General features: G+C 46.9%; 17 protein-coding genes. 9 read left to right on the forward strand and 8 right to left on the reverse strand.

Translation table 11 applies throughout. The features are described from left to right. Window positions 1–38: 38 nt before the first annotated feature. Together Q4Q54_RS00210 and Q4Q54_RS00215 are read left to right on the forward strand one after the other, a co-directional pair. Complete coding sequence (locus Q4Q54_RS00210) at window positions 39–938, forward strand: DUF692 domain-containing protein (RefSeq protein ID WP_311987101.1); 900 nt, start codon at window positions 39–41, stop codon at window positions 936–938. Beyond that, entirely contained in the window at window positions 935–1,747 is an 813-nt protein-coding gene (locus Q4Q54_RS00215; protein ID WP_006082776.1) for a DNA-binding domain-containing protein, read from the forward strand. The genes Q4Q54_RS00210 and Q4Q54_RS00215 overlap by 4 nt, the downstream gene beginning before the upstream one ends. Before the next feature lie 111 nt (window positions 1,748–1,858). Here the strand turns inward: Q4Q54_RS00215 and Q4Q54_RS00220 are convergent, their stop codons facing one another. Continuing rightward, on the reverse strand, window positions 1,859–3,070 hold the full coding sequence (locus tag Q4Q54_RS00220; RefSeq protein ID WP_311987104.1) for an endonuclease/exonuclease/phosphatase family protein: 1,212 nt from the start codon (window positions 3,068–3,070) through the stop codon (window positions 1,859–1,861). A 776-nt stretch (window positions 3,071–3,846) separates the two neighbouring features. On the opposite strand from Q4Q54_RS00220, the gene Q4Q54_RS00225 reads away from it, so the two are divergent. The 4 genes from Q4Q54_RS00225 to Q4Q54_RS00240 all read left to right on the forward strand — a co-directional run bounded on the left by Q4Q54_RS00225 (window position 3,847) and on the right by Q4Q54_RS00240 (window position 8,341). Next, entirely contained in the window at window positions 3,847–4,566 is a 720-nt protein-coding gene (locus Q4Q54_RS00225; protein WP_259573186.1) for a hypothetical protein, read from the forward strand. 19 nt (window positions 4,567–4,585) lie between these two features. After that, the gene (mgtE, locus tag Q4Q54_RS00230) at window positions 4,586–5,959 is read left to right on the forward strand and encodes a magnesium transporter (protein WP_311987107.1); all 1,374 of its coding nucleotides are present in this window, start codon (window positions 4,586–4,588) and stop codon (window positions 5,957–5,959) included. 306 nt (window positions 5,960–6,265) lie between these two features. Further along, a complete protein-coding gene (locus Q4Q54_RS00235; RefSeq protein WP_311987109.1) occupies window positions 6,266–7,354 on the forward strand; it encodes a methyl-accepting chemotaxis protein in 1,089 nt (362 codons plus the stop codon). 213 nt (window positions 7,355–7,567) lie between these two features. Further along, window positions 7,568–8,341, forward strand: a complete 774-nt coding sequence (locus Q4Q54_RS00240; protein ID WP_259483255.1) for an ABC transporter substrate-binding protein — start codon at window positions 7,568–7,570, stop codon at window positions 8,339–8,341. A gap of 80 nt (window positions 8,342–8,421) precedes the next feature. On the opposite strand, the gene Q4Q54_RS00245 is transcribed toward Q4Q54_RS00240, so the two are convergent. From Q4Q54_RS00245 to Q4Q54_RS00270, 6 genes are all read right to left on the reverse strand, one after another. Next, the gene (locus tag Q4Q54_RS00245) at window positions 8,422–9,156 is read right to left on the reverse strand and encodes an RluA family pseudouridine synthase (protein WP_311987110.1); all 735 of its coding nucleotides are present in this window, start codon (window positions 9,154–9,156) and stop codon (window positions 8,422–8,424) included. Window positions 9,157–9,387: 231 nt separating this feature from the next. After that, entirely contained in the window at window positions 9,388–12,612 is a 3,225-nt protein-coding gene (carB, locus tag Q4Q54_RS00250; protein ID WP_012197570.1) for a carbamoyl-phosphate synthase large subunit, read from the reverse strand. Between the two features lie 27 nt (window positions 12,613–12,639). After that, window positions 12,640–13,815 carry a glutamine-hydrolyzing carbamoyl-phosphate synthase small subunit gene (gene carA / locus Q4Q54_RS00255; RefSeq protein WP_115334026.1) on the reverse strand — a complete coding sequence of 392 codons (1,176 nt, stop codon included), beginning with the start codon at window positions 13,813–13,815 and terminating at the stop codon, window positions 12,640–12,642. Between the two features lie 168 nt (window positions 13,816–13,983). Next, window positions 13,984–14,796: a 4-hydroxy-tetrahydrodipicolinate reductase gene (gene dapB / locus Q4Q54_RS00260; RefSeq protein ID WP_006082785.1), complete on the reverse strand. Its 813-nt coding sequence runs from the start codon at window positions 14,794–14,796 to the stop codon at window positions 13,984–13,986. 71 nt (window positions 14,797–14,867) lie between these two features. Further along, window positions 14,868–15,485, reverse strand: coding sequence for an FKBP-type peptidyl-prolyl cis-trans isomerase (locus Q4Q54_RS00265; protein WP_006083907.1), 618 nt, complete (start codon window positions 15,483–15,485; stop codon window positions 14,868–14,870). A 217-nt stretch (window positions 15,486–15,702) separates the two neighbouring features. Continuing rightward, window positions 15,703–16,512: a M48 family metallopeptidase gene (locus tag Q4Q54_RS00270; RefSeq protein ID WP_006083908.1), complete on the reverse strand. Its 810-nt coding sequence runs from the start codon at window positions 16,510–16,512 to the stop codon at window positions 15,703–15,705. Window positions 16,513–17,352: 840 nt separating this feature from the next. On the opposite strand from Q4Q54_RS00270, the gene Q4Q54_RS00275 reads away from it, so the two are divergent. The 3 genes from Q4Q54_RS00275 to Q4Q54_RS00285 all read left to right on the forward strand — a co-directional run bounded on the left by Q4Q54_RS00275 (window position 17,353) and on the right by Q4Q54_RS00285 (window position 21,279). Next, window positions 17,353–19,173, forward strand: coding sequence for a thrombospondin type 3 repeat-containing protein (locus Q4Q54_RS00275; protein WP_311987113.1), 1,821 nt, complete (start codon window positions 17,353–17,355; stop codon window positions 19,171–19,173). Between the two features lie 44 nt (window positions 19,174–19,217). Beyond that, on the forward strand, window positions 19,218–19,862 hold the full coding sequence (locus tag Q4Q54_RS00280) for a hypothetical protein (protein WP_311987115.1): 645 nt from the start codon (window positions 19,218–19,220) through the stop codon (window positions 19,860–19,862). Window positions 19,863–20,095: 233 nt separating this feature from the next. Further along, a protein-coding gene (locus Q4Q54_RS00285; RefSeq protein ID WP_311987117.1) for an IS3 family transposase occupies window positions 20,096–21,279 on the forward strand; the annotation gives its coding sequence in 2 pieces (ribosomal slippage) (window positions 20,096–20,351 and window positions 20,351–21,279; 1,185 coding nt in all). Window positions 21,280–21,424: 145 nt separating this feature from the next. Here Q4Q54_RS00285 and Q4Q54_RS00290 read toward each other — a convergent pair. After that, window positions 21,425–22,009, reverse strand: a complete 585-nt coding sequence (locus tag Q4Q54_RS00290) for a GNAT family protein (protein ID WP_311987119.1) — start codon at window positions 22,007–22,009, stop codon at window positions 21,425–21,427. Window positions 22,010–22,126 lie beyond the last annotated feature (117 nt).

Genomic DNA, 22,126 nt, shown 5'->3' on the forward strand with positions numbered 1-22,126 from the left:
TACAACAGCAGCAGAAAACTTAAGGATAAGGAGTCAATGTGGCGCAAGATGTCATTACGCAAGCACCATTAGGTTTTGGCTTAGGTCTGAGGACACAGCATTTTGATGTCGTGCTCAATACTGAGCCCGATATCGATTGGTTTGAAGTGCTCTCGGAAAACTACATGGTCGCTGGCGGTAAACCCCGCTATTACCTCAAGGAAATTGGCGAGCGTTATCCCTTAGTCATGCACGGTGTTTCCCTGTCGATTGGCAGTACCGATCCGCTCAATATGGATTACCTTAAAGCCTTAAAGCAGCTCGCTAACGATGTGCAGCCCCAATGGATTTCCGATCATATCTGCTGGACCTCAATTCACGGGGTGAACAGCCATGATCTCCTGCCACTACCCTATACCGAAGAAACCGTTAAGCATGTAGCGCAACGGATTAGAACCGTGCAAGACTTTTTAGGTCGGCGCATTTTGATGGAGAACGTTTCTAGCTACTTGTCCTATCAAGATTCCAGCATGGACGAATGGGAGTTCGTTAATGCCGTTGCCGAGGCTGCAGACTGTCTAATCTTGTTAGACATCAATAATATTTATGTCAGTGCTCGCAATCATAATTTCAACCCGTTGGACTATTTAAATAAAATCAATCCCAAACGGGTGCAGCAATTCCACCTCGCCGGACACAGCGACTATGGCGACTATGTGATAGACACACACGACCATGATGTACCGAGCAGCTTGTGGGACCTCTACCGCGCGGCACTGAAACGTTTTGGCGGCATCAGCACTATGATAGAACGTGACGCCAATATCCCCGAGTTTTCCGCCCTCGAAGCCGAACTCACGATTGCCAGAAATATCGCCCGCGATACCTTAGGTAAGGCGCATCCACTCAACGCCGCCAAAGGTAGAAAGAACATGCATGAAGGAAAGGTTACCGCATGAGCCAACTTCAGCAGCTGCAACACGCATTTATGGATTATCTGCTGGCGAGCGCGGCGGTAGATACGCCGTCTACCCTTGAGCAAACCACGCAAACCTTCAAAGATAAGATTGCCGAGCAAGGCGGCATTAATGCCGATATTCGGATGCAGATCTATGCCAATGCCTATCGCATTCGTTTAACCGAAACCCTCGAAACCGACCACGAAATGCTGGGCATCTATCTGGGTGATGAACTCTTCGAGCGTATGGCCAAAGGTTATATTGCCAGTCAGCCATCGACGTTTACCTCACTGCGCAGTTTTGCCGATGCCCTGCCCGACTACTTAACCCAAGATGCGTTTTTCAGTCAGTATCCGATCATTGCCGATATTGCCCGCTTCGAGCGGCGTTTATTGAATGCCTTCGATGCTTTTGATACCGAACGCGCCACTTTTGCCCGCCTGCAAGCACTGCCTGCCGAGCAATGGCCAGGTTGCCAACTGCGTTTTCACCCCAGCATGCAGCTATTCCAATGCAACAGTAATGCGGTTGAAACTTGGCAAGCATTAAAACAGCAAGCATCACCGCCCAGTCCCGATTATCAAGGCAAACGAGCTTGGTTACTTTGGCGTGGCGAAAGCCGATTAACTGAGTTTATTTCCCTATCCGAATATCAACTCGCCCTGCTGCAGGGATTTATTGGTGGTGCCACCTTTGCCGAACAATGCGAAATGATGTTAGCATTTTTTAGCGACGCGCAGGCGCCGATGCAAGTGCTGCAGGCACTGCAAGCTTGGTTTCAAATGGGGCTTATCCGCGATATCGCCTAATGCGCAAATCGGTTTGGAGATTGAGTGTTAGCCAGATTTAAAGTGAATTAACTTGAGTGAGTTTAAGTTGTTTTATTTGGCTTGATTTAGCGAGCTCAACTGAATGAGTAATTAACTCCGCAGCGCCAACTCAACAATCACTGGCGCATGATCTGTACTGTAGGCATCGCGCTCATATTCGGGTCTGACTAAGTGCCTGTCGCAGGTTTGATAATCCACCACTTGCGCTAAACTGCGGCCATGGCTCGCATCAAACTCGCTCGAAAGCAAAATATAATCCAGCACAGAACCTTTGGGGCCATAGTAATGGGTCGCCGCTCTGTGTTCCCTATGGAAAGCGGTATTACCCGTCAAACTGTCCTGCTGATTGGCCTCAAGACATAACTCATAGGCATCCTTAAGCTGATATTGAGCAAACACCGCCGCTAACGCCGCATCCGATAAATGCCCAAGGCCAGCGGCTTTAATGTCATTACTGTGGATACTCTCGCCCTGTATCATTAGTGCATCTAAGGCGCCCATTGTCAGGCTGTCATTAAAGTCTCCCATCACGATGACGGGATATTTAGATTCTTGCCTGCGAACCAATATGCAATTGAATAATAACGCAGCTTCCGCGCCGCGCTGCATGGTTGATGCCCAGCGACCTAAGGCTTGCTCTGTGAGTAATTGGGTTTCTGAATGCAGTTTCATGCTCGCTGCTGGCGCCGAGTTATCGAATCCTAGGGGCTGATTTTCAAATCGCTTAGGTTCAATTAGATTAGGCTCGAGCGCTAATCCAGCGCGTTTTGACTTAAAGTGCACCACATAAAAATCACACTTACCGATATGCGGCACCTCAACGGTTGCGCGCAGCACCTTACGGCTAAAAGCAAATTCACTCGATAATCCCATCGCCGCCACTAAACGCGCATCAGGTTCGACACTGCTGATTTCCACTATGGGATAACGGGAGGCAAGCGCGACCACTGGGCTACGATAAATGTAATCACTGATAAGAGTTGGCGCATCAATGACAGCAAAATGCACTAGCCCTTGCTCGCTGGCGATTCGTTTGAGTGGTTCAGGGCTAAACACTTCTTGAAATCCGACAATATCGGGCTGGCGATGGGTGAGAAACTCACTCAGCCATTGGCACTTTTTCTGCCACTGACCATGGCTATAGATGTTTTCAAAGTCGTAGTAAGCCAAAGGCGGCTCTATAAAGTTAAACAGATTGATACTGGCGATTTTGATATTGGCGACTCTCATCTGTTCGATGTCATTATGTTCAACAGCCGCAGCCATGGAGTCCAACCCATCAACATCGATATTGTATGCCACGGCTTAATACCTCCAAATCTGAATACGGCGACCTGTCTTAATTTGTCCGAGAGATCAGTTTGACTCACAGAAACAGACACAACAAGGGTATACCCGATACGCATCAATGCCAAATAATCCATTTAAGATAAGGTGTTAGTCAAACTCAATCGACGCATCAATATCCAATACCTGATATCCGATAATAAAGATTAGACACCTTATAGAGTCAGCATTACAGCCAACGCCCATAAAACAAACAAATCAACAACAAGCCGCTGCACATAAATCCATCAACCAGCCCAATAACCATACACAAACTCAAGCAATACCATAATATTTACATCTGATTAAAATCTAAATTTAAACAAAAACATAGGTAACGACTTGTGCGGTTGACTTTCACTTTTGGCCCATTAGAATGATGGCGACTTTTAATCATTGCGGAGACCCACTGTGGGCACACACATAAGCGACAGTAGATGCCCTGTCCAAAAGACAGGATTTAACGCCTAGCACTAGCCCGCAATATTTTGCTGCTACCTGCTAAGCAGGGTAGTAGTGTGAACCATTCTTCACTCCGCCTCCCCCAAAATATCAATCACAAACCATAAAGCCTGAGCCTATGGCTGCGCTTTTCGCAATTCCAGCATATTCGCTGGGGTTCAGTTATGTGTATTTTTTGCATCTCAAAGCAAGTTTTTGCCTCAGTACCCTCCGTTTACCCGATGGATTAACACCTAAGGGTTTACACCTAAGGGTTTACACCTAAGGGTTTACACCTGAGGAGCCTTAACATGGCTTACATAAACAACGCAGCAATTTTGCGGTCTTTATCCTGTGCAAGTTTCAGCTTGTACTACAGCATGAGTGCGGCAGCATCTCATCTTGAAGTGGATGATCCTGCCCTCGCAGAACACTGCGAATTAGAACTCGGCTGGCAACAACCTAGGTCGGATCATGCTCGCCCACAATTTAACGCAACCACGACTTGCAGCCGCAATCAATGGGAATGGCATTTAGGATTAGCGTCCAATGCCAATGACGCTATTCGTGAGGAGCAAGCTGAAGTCGGTATCAAGCTACCGCTCAACTTAAGCTCTTACTCAGATTCAGGTTCGGATTCAGATCGGCAGCAGGATGATTGGCACAGCGCAGTGGTGATCAACTTGCAGAAAAACCTCGATATCGGCAACGGATTTGCCACCGAAGCCTTTGGCATTGTTGGCAAAAACTTAGGCGATTCCGATGTCAGCCTGTATGCCAACCTAGGTTTCACCCATAAGTTTAATGAATCGACCCAATTACTTGCGGGCATAGCGGCGGCCTATGAACTCAGTAGTCACCATCGCGTGATAGCCGAACTTTATCAAAAAGAGTTGAGTGAGGCGGCCTATCAGTTCGCCTATCAACACACGCCGCAACGACAGCTACAGCTGGAATTGAGCTTAGGCAATGCCCTTCGTGGCAACGCGCTGCAACTTGGCGCAGACATCACCTTTTACTTTGGTCACTAGATCGTTGAGAGAATGAACTATGAACATGAATAACAGCACAAACAACACCAAAAAAATCATCCATAACCTACAGATGATTATCGAGCAACGCAGTGCCAGCGCCATGGCTGAATTAGCCGAAAAGCGCCATCCTGCCGATATCGCTGCCGTTTTTAACGTCTTTAATCAAGCTCAACAAGTCCTATTGTTGCAACTGGCCTCACCTAAGGTTTGCGCCAATCTGTTTCGCTACCTGACCGACGAATTGCAGGCAAGCTTAGTTCAGCAATTAGATAAAACCACGCTATCTGCGCTGCTGGTGCACATGGCGGCCGATGAACGTGCCGACCTTTACAATCTGCTCGATGAAAACCAGCAAGCGGCCATTTTACCTGCGCTCGCATTGGCCAAACGGGAAGATATGCGCACCCTCGCCGCCTATGATAAAGCGAAGGTCGGCGCGGTCATGACTTCGGATTACACCTTGCTCAATAGCCGCCATACTGCGGCAGAAGCCATTGATACCCTACGCACTGAGGCCGCCGATAAGGAAACCATTTATCAAACCTATGTGGTGGACATGTTAGGTCGCTTGATTGGTACTGTGTCTTTAAGACAGTTATTGCTGGCGCAGCCGCACGAGCGAGTGGTCGACTTTATGAAACCCGATCCCGTCGCGCTCGATGCCAATGCATTTCGCGAAGAAGCGGTGCAGATGATCGCCCATTACGACTTGATGGCACTGCCTGTAGTCAATGGCAAAGGCCAGCTTGTCGGTATCGTCACCTATGATGACGCTATGGATATTGCCAGCTCACAGGCGGATCTTGAGTTCACGAAAACCGCGGCCATAGGCAATATTGACCATAACCTCAAGACAGCCAGCATAGGCTTACTCTACCGCAAGCGCGTGGTTTGGCTGGTGATTTTGGTGTTTGGCAATATCTTCTCAGGGGCAGGTATCGCGTTTTTCGAAGACACGATTGCCAGTTATGTTTCCTTGGTCTTCTTCCTGCCGCTACTTATCGATAGCGGCGGTAATGCGGGATCACAATCGGCGACCTTAATGGTACGCGGCCTAGCCACAGGGGAAGTGGTACTCAAGGACTGGCTATCTATGTTAGGCCGTGAGTTATTTGTCGCCGGATTATTAGGTGCCAGTATGGCAGCGGCAGTGTCCTTGCTAGGATTTTGGCGTGGCGGGCCTGAAATCGCACTGGTTGTCGCGCTCACTATGCAAATCGTGGTGATTATAGGCAGCTTGATTGGTATGTCTCTGCCCTTCTTACTGAGCAAATTGAAGATGGATCCTGCGGCGGCGAGTGCGCCACTCATCACCTCCATCGCCGATATCATAGGCGTGCTGGTTTATTTCAGCATTGCGACTATGGTGCTCGACTTACCCATGCCATAGGCATGCAATAAAGCCTTCATAGCGCTAATCAATAGCGATAAAACCTCAAAGTGAACCAGCTGACTTGACCCAGTTTTCAATGTCAGCTTGGTTCACTTTTCATTCAAAAAATAGGGTTAATTTGCGCCAACGCATTAAAGCGACAAAAACCCTAAAAAAATTAAGAATAAAGCGCAAGGATCAGTTAATATTTCAACACCCAAATGGTTTTACTTTTTATTAACATTGCAATATTTACCGCTGAGCCCAGTCACTGTAAATCGATAAGCAATAGCCATAGTCCTTGCGACGTTAGAGGTTTTTTTTATGTGGTTTAATTCCCAGCTCAAAGCTGAAAATAAGGCGCTTAAAGAGCGGCTTATCCAATTAGAACAACAACGCCAAAATGAAATCGATGAACTGCGTGGCATGATCCGTGAAAATGAGACTATGCAGCAGCAATCACGGCAAAATGCCGATCACTACACTGAGGTCATTGCCTGCCAAAACCAAGGTGGAGACATGCTCAATGCGGTGCGCGAAGGATTAGCCAACAGCGCCGAATTACTTACCGCTGAACAAGATTCACTGTCAGAGCTCGATAAGATTTTTGATCAAACCCGCATCGCCGTGGCAAGTTTAGGCACTAGGGCGACTTATATTAATGAGCAAGCGTCGAGCAGTATGAAAGCCGTTACTGAACTAGATGCGACGACCTCTTCAATTAACCAATTTGTCGCCGCGATTCAAGGCATCTCAGAACAAACAAACTTGCTGGCATTGAATGCCGCCATTGAAGCCGCTCGCGCAGGCGAAGCGGGACGCGGTTTTGCAGTAGTTGCCGATGAAGTGCGCCAACTTGCCAGTAAAGCCCACGAAGCCAGTAGCCACATTGAAAAACTCGTGAAACAAATCGTCATTCAAGCGGCTGAAATTAAAGAAATTGTCCATAACAATCAAAGCAGCGCTATCGATGTTGCCAGCTCTTCTACCCAAATCGGCCAAGTGGTTGAAGATGTACTGCATCGCTCAAAGCAAATGCAGCAGGTTATCCATAACGCTGCTACCGCGTCATTCTTAAATACCACTAAGCTCGACCACGCCGTCTGGAAAAGCAGCGTTTATCAATTAATTGAAAAACCACAGCATAACCACAGTGTGAACTCGCACACTGAGTGCCGTCTCGGACAATGGTATTTCAAAGGATTTGGCGCTGAGAATTATCAGCATTTGAGTAACTTCAAAGCCTTAGATGCACCACATAAAGCGGTGCACGAAGCGGGTAAAGCCGCGCTCAATGCCAGGCAAAAAGGTAATCTGCCTGAAATGGTTAAACAACTGCACTCAATGGAGGACGCCAGTATGCGTGTTGTCCACTGCATTGATAATCTGATGCGTGACGTTTATCGAGCCTGATGTTTATCGAACAGGCTTAAGTCAGCATTGATAAAAAACCACCTAAGAGCGCCATACTCGCGCTCTTTTTTTATCGTTCAAAACGGTATATTAAATTTACTCTTAGAAAATGAACCCCTAGCTATACTTGATTTGAACACAGCGTTCATCTTTAATCGTTTCAAGAGCAAGCAGTGAGACTCAATTATAACATTCTAATTTTTAGGGTTATTAATGAAACTAGTCACAAGCTTTTTGCTATCACTTATCTTCTGCGGCGCTTTTCCCCTGCGCGCACAGCCGCTAAACATCTATACAGAAGAATGGTCACCGATCAGTTTCTCTATCGATGGCAAACCTGCTGGTTTAGCGGTGCAAGTCGTAGAAGAAATTCAAAAACGCATCAAGAACCCAGATCCAATTAAAGTCGTACCTTGGGCTCGCGGCTGGAAAATGCTGACCGAGCAGCCCAACACTGTGTTGTTCACAATGACGCGCACCGCAGAAAGGGAACAGATGTTTACTATGATAGGACCCGTTGCTGTCGGCACGACCAATTTTTATGCCTTAAAAAATAGCGGCATAAAAATTACCTCGATAGAAGATGCTAAAACGGCGAAGGCAATTGGCGTCTATCGTGCATCGGTGGAGGAGCGCTTGCTTACCGAACACGGCTTTACCAATGTCGCCGCCTCATCAGCGCCCTTGTTAAGTGCGAAACAATTGATGAAGCACCGCATCGACCTTTGGTGTAATGCCAATCTCACTGCGCCAAGTATTTTGTCGGATGCGGGCGCGAGTATTGATGATGTAGAGTCCCTCTTCACAATTAGCGCTAATCATCTTTACATTGCCTTCTCACAAGGCACGCCCAATGAGGTGATCGAGCAGTGGAAAAGCGCCCTAGAAGCGATAAAAGCGGATGGCACCTTCGCAACGATTTACCATACTTGGCTCCCCAACGATGCGCCGCCAATGCAGACCGAACGTATCGGACTGGGCAACTAAATCGATTGCTCTACGTTTTAAGTGCTAAGTTTTGATTTCTAAGTGCTAAGCACAAAACTCTATAACTCTTTAGCAAGCACTTAGAAAGGACACTCGCAAAGCCAGTCGATACGCTCACCCGTAATAGGATGATTAAACGCTAAGCGGGTCGCATGTAGCATTAATCTGCTGTTACTCACTCTCTTAGTCATGTCTGGATCAGCTGCAGCAGCGTTATCAGCCACACTCTCACCCACGCCACCATAGAGATCGCACCCCAGAATCGAGTGACCAAATTGCTGACTGTGGATCCGCAGTTGATGGGTTCGGCCAGAAACCGGGGTAAACTCGACCCGCGTGGCGAAAGGCTCGGTTGACCGTTCCAGCACCCGATATTCGCTGATCGCAACTTTACCTGTACTGTGGCAAATTTTTTGTAGTGGGAAATGATCGACATCTTTAGCGATCGGTAGATTAATCACCCCGCTGTCAGCGGCGATATGTCCGTGCAACAAGGCGGTATAACGCTTCTCGATCGTACGTGCCTGAAACTGCTTGGTCAGCAAGCCATTCACGCTTTTATTCAACGCCACCAGCATGATGCCCGAAGTGCCAAAATCGAGCCTGTGCAGCAAAGTGGCCGTCGGAAAATCCTGCACTAAGCGATAATGCACTGAGTCGAGATTGAGCGGATTCTTCCCCGACAGACTCAATAATCCGCTCGGCTTATCAATCAGCAGAATATCGCTATCTTGATAGAGCACGCGTATTTGCCCGAGACAAGGCGGCGCAATAAAAGTATCAACTTTGGCAAGGCTATCGGCAGGAGCAGACATAATTTTTCAGGCAACCTAAATGGGCAATAAAATGAGTGAAGTCATACTCAAAACAAACTGCACAACTCAATAAAACAGGCTAAATAAAATAAACCCAATAATTCGATAAAACAGACTAATTAACTCAATAAAACAAATTCAAGAATTGAGCAAAACAGACACAGGCCTAAATAATAAGGCCGCATAACCTAAGTTATGCGGCCCTCTAATTCACGGCATTAACGCTGTGGCTTATTTAGCCAGTACGCGTAAATGCAGTTCTTGTACTGAAGTCACGTTAGTACGGTCATCAGCGGCATGGGCCATACATGTGGCGAATGCAGCATTCATGGTCGTCGTATAGTTAACTTTGTAACGCAGTGCACCGCGGCGCAATTGACGAGAATCTTCAATCGCTTGGCGACCTTCGGTAGTGTTCACGATATAAGTGTATTCACCATTCTTGATGCGATCGAGAATGTGTGGACGACCTTCGTGTACCTTGTTCACTAGACGTGGGTTGATACCCGCTTCGCCAAGGATAATCGCAGTACCGTGAGTGGCATCGATTTGGTAACCGAGCTCGATTAACTTAGCCGCTAAATCGGCAACGCGTTTCTTATCGCTGTTACGCACAGACAATAACGCACGACCCGACTTAGGAACTTCAGAAGTGGCCCCTAACTGCGCCTTGGCATAGGCTTCGGCGAACGTATCGCCCACGCCCATGACTTCACCGGTAGAGCGCATTTCTGGGCCTAACAGTGGGTCAACACCCGGGAACTTGTTAAATGGCAACACCACTTCTTTCACTGAGTAGAAAGGTGGGATCACTTCTTTAGTGAAGTTTTGCGACGTTAAGCTTTGACCCGCCATCACACGCGCGGCAATCTTAGCTAAAGGCACACCTGTTGCTTTAGACACAAATGGCACAGTACGGGCAGCACGTGGGTTAACTTCAATCATATAGATTTCGTTATCTTTCACGGCAAACTGTACGTTCATCAGGCCGACAACACCGAGTTCCATCGCCAACTTGCCGACTTGAACGCGCATGCGATCTTGGATTTCTTGGCTTAGCGTGTATGGCGGCAGCGAACAACCTGAGTCACCTGAGTGAACACCCGCTTGTTCGATATGCTCCATAATCGCGCCAATCACCACGATTTCACCGTCGCACACAGCATCGATATCCACTTCAATCGCATCATCTAAGAAGCGATCGAGCAATACAGGCGACGCATTCGATACGCTCACGGCTTCGTTGAAGTAACGTAGCAAATCTTGCTTGTCGTAGACAATTTCCATCGCGCGGCCGCCCAGTACATAGGATGGACGCACAACTAACGGATAACCGATACGCTCAGCGGCAATCACAGCACCTTCAACCGTAGTCACGGTATCGTTTTCAGGCTGTTTCATCTCTAAGCGTTGAATCGCTTGCTGGAAACGCTCACGGTCTTCGGCGCGGTCGATTGCATCTGGGCTAGTACCAATTACAGGTACGCCAGCGGCTTCTAAGGCACGGGCCAATTTCAATGGCGTTTGACCACCGTACTGCACGATAACGCCTTTTGGCTTCTCGATACGGACGATTTCTAATACGTCTTCCAGTGTGACGGGTTCGAAGTACAGACGGTCTGAAGTGTCGTAGTCGGTTGAAACGGTTTCAGGGTTACAGTTCACCATGATGGTTTCATAACCGTCTTCACGTAGCGCTAACGCCGCGTGTACACAGCAATAATCGAACTCGATACCTTGACCGATACGGTTTGGCCCGCCACCTAACACCATGATTTTGTCACGGGTCGATGGGTTAGCTTCACATTCTTCTTCGTACGTTGAGTACATGTAAGCTGTGTCTGTTGCAAACTCAGCCGCACAGGTATCCACACGCTTGTAGACTGGGTGCAGGTCAAACTTGTCACGCAGCTTACGCACTTCGGCTTCGTTCACGCCTAATACATCGGCCAGACGCGCATCAGCAAAACCTTTACGTTTCAGTTTACGCAGTAAGTCGATATCCAGACCCGCTAGACCCGCGTCAGCAACAACACCTTCAAGCTGAACCAGTTCTTCGATTTGTACGAGGAACCAAGGGTCGATATTGGTCAGCTTAAAGATTTCATCTAAGCTCAGCCCCGCACGCATCGCATCGGCTATGTACCAAATACGGTCGCAGCCAGGCTCTTTAAGCTCAAGGCGAATACGCGCCATCGCTTCAGGCTTAGACATGTCAGTGATAGGGTCTAAACCGTTACGGTTAACTTCTAAACCACGTAAGGCTTTTTGCAGTGACTCTTGGAAAGTACGGCCAATCGCCATCACTTCACCCACAGACTTCATCTGTGTGGTTAAGCGATCATTGGCGCCAGCAAACTTTTCAAAGTTAAAGCGTGGCACTTTAGTCACAACGTAATCGATAGCAGGTTCGAATGACGCAGGCGTGCGACCGCCAGTGATGTCGTTCATCAGCTCATCAAGGGTGAAACCAACTGCTAACTTAGCGGCGATTTTCGCAATCGGGAAACCCGTTGCTTTTGATGCTAATGCTGAAGAGCGTGATACACGTGGGTTCATCTCGATGATAACCATACGGCCATCTTTCGGGTTGATACCAAACTGTACGTTCGAACCGCCGGTCTCAACACCAATCTCACGCAGTACGGCCATAGAGGCGTTACGCATGATTTGGTATTCTTTGTCAGTCAGGGTTTGTGCTGGCGCAACGGTAATAGAGTCGCCAGTGTGCACGCCCATAGGATCGAAGTTTTCGATGGCGCAGACGATAATGCAGTTATCGTTGCGGTCACGTACCACTTCCATCTCATATTCTTTCCAACCGATCAGTGATTCGTCGATCAGCAGTTCACTCGTTGGCGATAACTCTAAGCCCTGTGAACAGATCTCTTCGAACTCTTCCTTGTTGTAGGCGATACCGCCGCCCGAGCCACCCATAGTAAAGGATGGACGGATAATACAAGGGAAACCCACTTGATCGAGTACGCCGTAAGCTTCTTCCATGTTGTGGGCAATACCCGCACGTGGACAGTCAAGACCGATACTTTTCATCGCTTTATCAAAGCGGCTACGGTCTTCAGCTTTATCGATGGCATCGGCAGTCGCGCCAATCATCTCGACGTTAAATTCTTTCAGTACGCCTTTAGCTTCGAGTTCTAATGCGCAGTTCAGTGCGGTTTGGCCGCCCATGGTTGGCAGAATCGCATCAGGGCGTTCTTTAGCAATAATATTACGGACCACTTCCCAGTGGATCGGCTCGATATAAGTAGCATCGGCCATTTCTGGGTCAGTCATAATGGTGGCAGGGTTAGAGTTCACCAGAATGACACGGTAGCCTTCTTCACGCAGCGCTTTACACGCTTGTGCGCCAGAATAGTCAAATTCACATGCCTGACCAATCACGATTGGGCCGGCGCCTAGGATAAGAATACTCTTTATATCTGTACGTTTTGGCATTGCTTCTCTCTTCTCCTAGCTAGCGTACTACTTGGCGTTCTGACTTTTCGTTACAAGACGATAGTGTTCAATAAGCTCGATAAAGTGATCGAACAGCGGGGCGGCATCGTTCGGGCCTGGGCTCGCTTCAGGGTGACCTTGGAAGCTGAACGCAGGTTTGTCCGTAAGATGGATACCTTGCAGTGAACCATCAAACAGCGACTTATGCGTCACCTTAATGTTGGCGGGTAGCGTGGTTTCATCGGCAGCAAAACCGTGGTTTTGGCTGGTGATCATCACGTTACCTTTCTCGATGTTGCTCACTGGGTGGTTTGCACCGTGGTGACCAAACTTCATCTTTAAGGTTTTTGCACCTGAGGCCAGAGCCAACAACTGATGACCTAAACAGATACCAAAAATCGGTGTGTCAGTTTTCAGGATCTGTTGAATCGCTTCAATCGCGTAATCGCATGGTTCTGGATCGCCAGGGCCGTTCGAAAGGAACACACCATCGGGATTCATCGCCAGCACGTCGGCGGCAGAGGTTTTAGCTGGTACAACAGTGACGTCGCAACCGCGGTCCACTAACATACGCAGAATGTTTTGCTTAACGCCGTAGTCGTAGGCTACTACTTTGTATTTAAGCTCATTTGCTGGCGTATCTGCAGGTAAACCGCCCACTAAACGCCAGCTACCTTTGCGCCATGGATAGGCTGCTTTAGTTGTGACTTCTTTAGCGAGATCCATGCCTTTTAAACCGGGGAAGGCTTTGGCAGCGGCGAGCGCTTTTGCTTCGTCTAAGTCTGCACCAGCCATAATACAACCGGCTTGAGCACCTTTTTCACGGAGAATACGAGTTAACTTGCGGGTATCGATATCTGCTATGCCAACGACATTGTTCGCTTTGAGATAATCACTTAAGCTTTGTTGATTACGGAAACTACTTGCGATGAGCGGAAGATCACGAATGATAAGACCACAAGCGTGAACCCCATCGGATTCAACATCTTCATCATTGGTACCAGTGTTGCCTATGTGTGGGTAGGTTAATGTTACAATCTGGCGTGAGTAGGATGGATCAGTTAAAATTTCTTGGTAACCTGTCATGGAAGTGTTAAAAACAACTTCACCAACAGAGAGACCATCGGCACCAATTGCTGTGCCAGAGAATACAGTTCCATCTTCGAGTACGAGTAAGGCAGACTTTGTCAACGCGACCTCCATAAAGAGCCAAGCCACTGAAATATAATGTTTTTATGTTATGTTAAGATACCAATTTCCGCTAATTTACGAAATTTTGACAAATTCCAGCGAGTTTACAGGAAAAACGCGAAACCGTCCACCCATTGGTATCTGGGTGCAAAAAAAAACGCCATATCGGCGTTTTTAATATTAATGCAAACCTAAAACCTGCTGCATATCATACAAGCCCGGTTTTTGCTCCACGAGCCAGTGGGCGGCACGCATAGCGCCGTTAGCAAAGGTCATACGACTCGAGGCTTTATGGGTGATCTCTAAACGCTCACCGATATCGGCAAACATGGCCGTATGTTCACCGACTAAGTCACCAGCACGAATGGTCGCAAAACCTATGGTTTCACGATCACGTTCACCCGTGATCCCTTCGCGGCCATACACGGCACATTTCTCAAGATCACGACCTAAGGTCTTAGCAATCACTTCACCCATTTTCAGGGCTGTACCCGACGGCGCATCTTTTTTGTGTCTGTGGTGACCTTCGATAATTTCGATATCGGTGTAATCACCCATGACTTCGGCAGCCAGTTCGAGCAATTTCCACATCAGGTTGACACCCACAGACATATTCGGCGCCATCACTACCGGCGTTTGCTCGGCAAAGGCATTAATCTGTTCTTTTTGAGCATGATTGAAACCGGTTGTGCCAATCACCATGGCTTTCTTATGGCGCACACACCAATCTAAATGGACAATACTGGCGTCTGGCGCAGTGAAATCAATTAACACATCAAAATCATCGGTCGCGTAATCCAGCGAATCCATGATCATGACCTTTAATTTACCCACACCAGCTAGCTCACCCGCATCCACGCCCACTAAACTAGAGCCAGCGCGCTCAATAGCGGCACCCAGCAATATATGGTCGTGATTGTAAGCCGCTTCAATAAGAGTGCGTCCCATACGACCACCGGCACCGACGATTGCCACTCTCACTTGTCCACTCATTTCAATCTCCTCAATCTTTCTTTGTCTTCCATAAGAAAACGCCTAAGACAGGCTTAGGCGTTTTATCAATATTAGATGATATCTAATAATTCAACTTCGAATACCAAAGTTGAATAAGGAGGAATTGATGCCCCCGCGCCGCGCTCACCGTAGGCTAAGTGATGTGGCACAAATAATTTCAACTTAGTGCCTACTGGCATCAGTTGCAGTGCTTCAGTCCAGCCAGCGATAACGCCAGATACTGGGAACTCAGCTGGTTGACCACGAACTACAGAGCTATCGAACACATCACCATTGATGAAAGAACCATGGTAGTGAGTACGCACTGTATCTTCGTAAGTTGGAGTAGCACCGTCACCTTGGACTAATACTTCGAACTGCAGACCAGAGTCAGTCACAGTCACGCCATCACGCTTAGCATTTTCAGCTAAGAAGGCATCGCCTTCAGCAGACGCAGCTGCAGCAGCTTGCTCTTGAGCAGCTTGAATACGACCGCTAATTTCAGTGAACGCAACTTGAAGATCTTGCATAGACACAGCACTTTCTAAACCGGCAAACGCATCGGCTAAACCCGCTTGAACGGCTGGAATATCCACACCATCAAAAGAATTGGCGGCCAGTTGCTCACCCATTTGACGGCCTACACCGTAGCTTGCTTGCTGTTCAACAGTACTGAATTTATCAGACATAATTAACGACTCTCAATTTATCAGTGGAATTTTGCGCGCCAGTTTACCATAGTTCCGCGACCTATGCTGATAAACTGACTGCTTATTTAACTAAGGCGGCTTTTTTACACACTTATTGCGTATTTATCCAAAAGCGTAAATAGGCTAAGGACGCATATCGGCCAGAAAACAACCGCTAACACTCAGCTAAGTGGCACTTCGCTATGCAGCGTGCAGCTTATTTCGGCGCCACACATTGATTCTTCACTTGGGTTTTCGCACTGGCATAGAGTGGCTGCATCTGCCCTTGCAGTTGTTGCAACTGAGCGATGCGATTACTGTTCGATGGATGAGTCGATAATAATTCTGGCCCTTGACTGCCGCCCACCTTCGACATGTTCTGCCATAAGGTCACACTTTGCGCCGGATCGAAACCGGCTCTCGCCATCAGCTCTAAGCCCATCACATCGGCTTCGCTCTCTTGAGCGCGACCAAAGGGCAGAATCACCCCAACCTGAGCACCGAGTCCTAACGCCGACATATATAAGTCGCGATTCGACACGCCACTCGCCCCCAACGCCGCATCGGCTATTTGCATACCGACGCCCGTTAACTGTCCGCGAGAAACCTGCTCGTTACCATGTTGCGCCAACACGTGCGCCACTTCATGACCGAGCACAGTAGCAAGCTGATCAGGACCATCGGCAACCTTAAGTAAACCGCTATACACACCAATATGGCCACCCGGCAGTGCAAAGGCGTTAACTTGTTCAGAGTCAAACAAGACGACATCCCAGCGCTGGGTTTGATCCGGCAGCACTGCAGTAACCCGATTAGCGACACAATTCACGTATTGCGTCAGCTTTTTATCGCTACTCACCTTTTGCTGCTTTTTCATTTCCTCAAAAGAAGCATCACCCATCTGCTGCATCTGCGCCGCTGAAAAGAGCAAGGTCTGCCCCCGCCCCGTTGGCGATTGCGTGGTCGCGCAGGCCGATAATCCGAGCACGACCGCCAAACCTACTAAGCCTAAACGCATTGATTTCATCTGGCATTCCTTACATCCCCTGACGGGCGTGAAGTTCTTTGAGCCAACACGGGCTCAACTAATGGAAAGATTTTACTGATATAGACAAGATAAGCCAAATGGGATTGAGCGTCCTGCTTGGCTTCATATTCTACACCAAGAGTAAAACCTGCTGGTCAATGGGACATACAAGTCACCATCCAGCATTGAGGCTCGGAGTTTGGGCGATCTGTTGTACCATCACCCTGTGTCTGGATTGTGTATCCAATGAGTTCTAGCAACACTAACTGTGATACTTAATCACTTCAAAAGCCATTGGCTGATATTTACCAGAAATAGCTATTAACACTGAGCAAGTCATATATGACTCGCGGCCATTGCTCTCCTGCACATATGTGTCAATAGCAGTATTATTTATCCCTTTACATCACCTTAATTAAGAGGTTCTTGAACTAGACACCCTCAAACCCAACTCAAAACCCCGAACCACAGAACATGCTAATACATTGATTATAATGGATTTCAAAAAGATTCAAATCATTTCAAATACAATTTCAAGCATAGGCATTTATATTTCACTGAAGAGAAATTGAGAAAACATGACTGCTCACCTATCGGTGATTATTTAAAGTAAAAGCTCTGATTGTTTCTCTCTAGACGGATAGATCAAGGTCCCCAACAGTGGATGCTTGCTTTCGATAAAGACCACATCCGATGAGATTGTTAGCCAAAAAGTTGCATTTCAATACCAACTAAAACTCGATAAGTCACATCAACTTCTCAGTAAATTGCCCATCTTTTGGTTAATCGATAGGGCAAAAACACAGATGCGGCAAATTAGAGGTATAACAGGGAGTAAGCATGTACAAACTTAATAATATAACTGCAGCTATCGTTCTTTCCAGCATAACCATAGTGATGGGTTGCGGGAGTGACTCAGATAACACGACACCCGTTCCCCAACCGCCAAGCACCATAAGTTTATCTGGCAGTGGCGTAAAGGGGCCCATAGCTGGCGCTAAGGTTCTTGCCTATTTGATGAACACCTCTAGCCCAAATTTAAAGGGAACACTCATTGATGAAGGAGCAACAGATAGTAGCGCACAAATAGTGGATTTAGCACTTCCGACACAACAATTAACATCGGTGTTATTGGAAATTATCGCAGATACAGATACCACCGATATAACAACAGGTTTATCACCTGTAATTACCCAGCTAAAAACAGTTGTAACACCGAGTATGTTCGCTGCAGGGCAAGTAATTTTTGCAACCCCTTTTACCAGTGTTGCAGTCGATTTAGCGATAACAAACGCAGATAAGAGCGATGCCCTGTATTCAGGTAATATCGATGGTGTCATCAGTGAAGCAGAATTGTTAGCGGCACTCCCCATCGCGGCAAGCCAGGTTAAATCGGCTTTAGGGTTTGGCTTACTCGATGATATCGATATTTTTTCTACCGCACCACTGGTCACCAATAGTCAAACTACGAGTAATGCTTTAACCCAAGTCGCTGCCTATCGAACCGCTATAGAAGCACTCAGTGCAGTAATCCTCAATATTCAAGCGAATGCACTCGCGAACAATAATAGTAGCGTACTCACGAGTGATGATGCTATGTCAGCCATAGCACTCGATTTATCCGATGGAGAAATCAACGGCCAAAATGGTGATCAGGCTATAGCTGCATTTTCTGACGTTGTCGATATTGTCAGCGTCATTATGGTTGATCCCAGCACACTCAAAATTCCTAGCACAGATATCGCTGTAACTGATATCGAAAATATTCTAGCGTCTGAAATCACCATAACAGGTACATCGGCCAATGTATCGGCTCTGCAAGATGGTTCAATTAACGTCACTCCTGTAGCGGCTAGAGTTAACTCGGATATTGATGGCGACGGTGTTGCAGACAGATATGATGCATTTCCCAAAAACCCTGGGGAGGATTTAGATACCGACAATGACGGCATGGGGAACAATGCTGATACCGATGATGATAATGATGGCGTGCTAGATATAGAAGATGCCTTCCCGCTCGATCCACTCGAAACCCTTGATACGGATATTGACGGCATTGGCAATAATGCCGATCCCGATGATGATAATGACAGTGTGCTAGATGCAGAAGATGCCTTCCCGCTCGATCCCCTCGAAACCCTTGATACGGATATTGACGGCATTGGCAATAATGCCGATCCCGATGATGATAATGACGGCGTGCTAGACGCAGAAGATGCCTTCCCGCTCGATCCCCTCGAAACCCTTGATACAGATATTGACAGCATTGGCAATAATGCCGATCCCGATGATGATAATGACGGCGTGTTAGACGCAGAAGATGCCTTCCCGCTCGATCCCCTCGAAACCCTTGATACGGATATTGACGGCATTGGCAATAATGCCGATCCCGATGATGATAATGACGGCGTGCTAGACGCAGAAGATGCCTTCCCGTTCGATCCCCTCGAAACCCTCGATACCGACAATGACGGTATTGGGAACAATGCTGATACCGATGACGACAACGATGGCATAGAAGACCCGACGGATAATTGCCCTTTAGTCGCTAACCCTGACCAAAAAGATATTGATCAAAATGGTACAGGCGATCGCTGCCAAGTAATCACAACAGGCATTTTTGACATATCAAAATGGGATGACGGTTCAACCTTTAAATAATGAGTTGAACCCAATTTGCTATAAACTTTAAAAAGGAAATTAACATGTTTAAAAAATCAATGCTCATTATCGGTCTAGTCTCATTAACCGCAATAGCACAGGCCGAAACGACAGTTCCAAACACTTTCACCGCAGGTAGCAATATTGTGGCCGCGCAGATGAATGCCAACTTTAGTACATTGGCATCAGGGGTAAATGAGAACAGCACTCAAATTGACGAATTATTAGCAAGAATCGAAGCATTAGAATCAAGTATGAGTAGCAGCGTTGCGGGGCGTAGTTATCACCTATCTCAGATTGGCATTTTAAATCGAGGCAAAACCTTCCCGAATATGGAACTTCATTACAGTTCGATGACAGCAGGAAATTTAAACCAGAATTATACTTTGACACTCTTAGCAGACAATACTTTTATCCTAACAGGAACCGAAAACGAAGGCGAAGTGGTGAATACAGGTAAAGTAACAGTTAGGAATGACAATACTCCGGTGAGTGCCTCTGGCAGTTATATTCAAAATGGCTCTGAACTAACGCTAAACTTTAATGATTCAGAGGACAATGGAATATTGACCGTATCTAAAGATGGTCGTTCCCTACTGGAATCCAAATTCAACGGACGAACCCCTGATGGCAACGGCTGGTATCGTACAGAATCATCATTTGTAGTAGGGATCGAAATTGAGCGATAGAATCACGCCCAATTTGCACTAAACTACTTTCACCTATAGACGGGATAGGTAAACAACATATTTAGAGTTAAGTATCACCCATTCCTTATGACCTCTTTACTTTATTCGGGGTCATAAGGGCTCTTATTCATTATCGGTCGCTAGATACAGAAACATCCTCTGTAGTGGCACACTGAATTTGGCCATCTAATAAGAAATGTTATGATCCCCTCATAACCTATTTAGGTGACAACATGAATAAAAGTAAACGTGCACGATATAGCGCCGCCATTAAGCTTGAAACAGCTCAATTAGTCGTTGATCAAGGCTACACGCAAGAAGCAGCGGCAAAAGCTATGAACGTGGGTAAATCGACGGTCAGTAAGTGGGTAACACAGCTTCAAGTTGAGCGCCAAGGGCATGCTCCGAAAGCCTCACCAATGACACCAGAACAAATTGAAATCAGGGCACTTAAACGTGAAATTGAGCGGATAAATCTCGAGAAAGAAATCTTAAAAAAGGCTACGGCTCTATTGATGTCGGACTCGCTGAACACTTCTCGATAATCGAGAAACTCAATCAGAGCAAAAAATATCCTATTTCAGTGTTATGCCATGTATTTAATGTGAACCGGAGTAGCTATCGCTATTGGGTGAGCCGTGAAGTTGTGGCGACACCTGAGCAGCGGCTTTTAGAATGTGAAATCAAAGCAATACATGCTGAAAGTCGGGAGTCTGCGGGGGCTAGGAGTATTGCGACTATCGCCTCTGAACGTGGCTTTGCGTTAAGTCGTTATCAGGCTACTCGGTTAATGAAAAAGCTTGGACTAGTGAGTTGCCAACACCTCAAACACCGCTATAAAAAGGCTGAAAATGAGCATGTGACTATCCCTAATGCACTCAAACGACAATTTGCAGTTGTCGAACCTAACACCATTTGGTGTGGTGATGTGACGTATATTTGGGCGGGTAATCGTTGGTGTTATTTAGCGGTTGTGCTGGACTTATTTTCGAGAAAAGCGATCGGTTGGTCGATGTCACTTTCACCGGATACTGAGTTAACGGTGAAGGCGTTAGAAATGGCATTTGAATCACGAGGAGAGCCAAAAAACCTGATATTTCATTCAGATCAAGGTAGCCATTATACCAGCCTTAAATACCGTCAGCGGCTGTGGAAATATCAAATAATCCAGAGCATGAGTCGTCGCGGTAACTGCTGGGATAATGCACCAATGGAGCGGTTTTTCAGGAGTTTAAAAACGGAATGGATCCCAATACAAGGCTACAAAAGTTTTACTGAAGCTAAACAAGATGTGACCGATTATATCATTGGTTATTACAGTGAAGTCAGGCCACATCATTACAATGCAGGATTGAGCCCAAATGAATCAGAGCGAAGATTTTGGGAAGATTCTAAAGCTGTGGCCAAATTTAGTTGACCACTACACTCAAACGGAACACTGAAGCCATTACAAACTACTATTATGATAGACAGTAGGATACTCATATTTTACTGCATTGATAAACCTTCAAACTGAGCAACACTTAGCACACCCCGTAGTATCCATACTGCTTAGCATAAAATTAGTACTCCTCCTTTAACAAGGCATAAAGGAACTCATCGCCCCACGCGCCTTTAAAGAAGATGTTTTTCACATAATGGGCTTCGCGCCTAAAGCGGAGTTTTTCGAGTAAGCGACAGCAGGCAAGATTTTGTGCATCGGTGATAGCAATGACTCTATGCTGATGCAATTCAATAAAGAGGTAATCCAGCAATGCGCTGACGGCCTCAAAAGCAATATGTTTACCTTGATGTTCAGGCGCAATCGTAAAGCCAATTTCCACCTGCTGCTCATCAATAAAGTGCAGCGCCAGATCGCCAACTAATTGGGTCGGTGTTGTTCCCAACGCGCCAGTAACAATCGCAAGCTGAAACCAAGTATCAACCGCACCAAATTGTGCATAATCCATCTTCTCGAACAACGCGACAGCATCGCTATAAGAGTAATCCGTCCAGCTTTGATATTTGGCGACCTTAGGGTCGGCTCGATAGGCGGTAAAGGCCTCAAGATCCGCTCGCTGGAATGGCCTAAGTACAAAGTGCTCAGTCGTTAAACCGTTATTCACCACTTTATGAAGTGCTTTGCTTAACGCCAATGTCGATGCCATAACTGAAACCCTTAATGTAAATAAGTCACTAAGTTACACCCAGAGCGAAAGTGATAACAGCGGCCAATGCGCTTTATTCTGTTATCAGTTTAGTGATTGAGGCACGCCAAGCTTGAA

The organism is Shewanella sp. SP2S2-4, assembly GCF_031932025.1.
GTDB lineage: Bacteria > Pseudomonadota > Gammaproteobacteria > Enterobacterales > Shewanellaceae > Shewanella > Shewanella baltica.

Excerpts from the sequence above, each read along its gene's own strand:
- Q4Q54_RS00215 (WP_006082776.1), top strand. The coding sequence starts at position 935 with ATGAGCCAACTTCAGCAGCTGCAACACGCATTTATGGATTATCTGCTG.
- Q4Q54_RS00225 (WP_259573186.1), top strand. The coding sequence starts at position 3,847 with ATGGCTTACATAAACAACGCAGCAATTTTGCGGTCTTTATCCTGTGCA.
- mgtE (WP_311987107.1), top strand. The coding sequence starts at position 4,586 with ATGAACATGAATAACAGCACAAACAACACCAAAAAAATCATCCATAAC.
- Q4Q54_RS00235 (WP_311987109.1), top strand. The coding sequence starts at position 6,266 with ATGTGGTTTAATTCCCAGCTCAAAGCTGAAAATAAGGCGCTTAAAGAG.
- Q4Q54_RS00240 (WP_259483255.1), top strand. The coding sequence starts at position 7,568 with ATGAAACTAGTCACAAGCTTTTTGCTATCACTTATCTTCTGCGGCGCT.
- Q4Q54_RS00245 (WP_311987110.1), bottom strand. The coding sequence starts at position 9,156 with ATGTCTGCTCCTGCCGATAGCCTTGCCAAAGTTGATACTTTTATTGCG.
- carB (WP_012197570.1), bottom strand. The coding sequence starts at position 12,612 with ATGCCAAAACGTACAGATATAAAGAGTATTCTTATCCTAGGCGCCGGC.
- carA (WP_115334026.1), bottom strand. The coding sequence starts at position 13,815 with ATGGAGGTCGCGTTGACAAAGTCTGCCTTACTCGTACTCGAAGATGGA.
- dapB (WP_006082785.1), bottom strand. The coding sequence starts at position 14,796 with ATGAGTGGACAAGTGAGAGTGGCAATCGTCGGTGCCGGTGGTCGTATG.
- Q4Q54_RS00265 (WP_006083907.1), bottom strand. The coding sequence starts at position 15,485 with ATGTCTGATAAATTCAGTACTGTTGAACAGCAAGCAAGCTACGGTGTA.
- Q4Q54_RS00270 (WP_006083908.1), bottom strand. The coding sequence starts at position 16,512 with ATGAAATCAATGCGTTTAGGCTTAGTAGGTTTGGCGGTCGTGCTCGGA.
- Q4Q54_RS00275 (WP_311987113.1), top strand. The coding sequence starts at position 17,353 with ATGTACAAACTTAATAATATAACTGCAGCTATCGTTCTTTCCAGCATA.
- Q4Q54_RS00280 (WP_311987115.1), top strand. The coding sequence starts at position 19,218 with ATGTTTAAAAAATCAATGCTCATTATCGGTCTAGTCTCATTAACCGCA.
- Q4Q54_RS00290 (WP_311987119.1), bottom strand. The coding sequence starts at position 22,009 with ATGGCATCGACATTGGCGTTAAGCAAAGCACTTCATAAAGTGGTGAAT.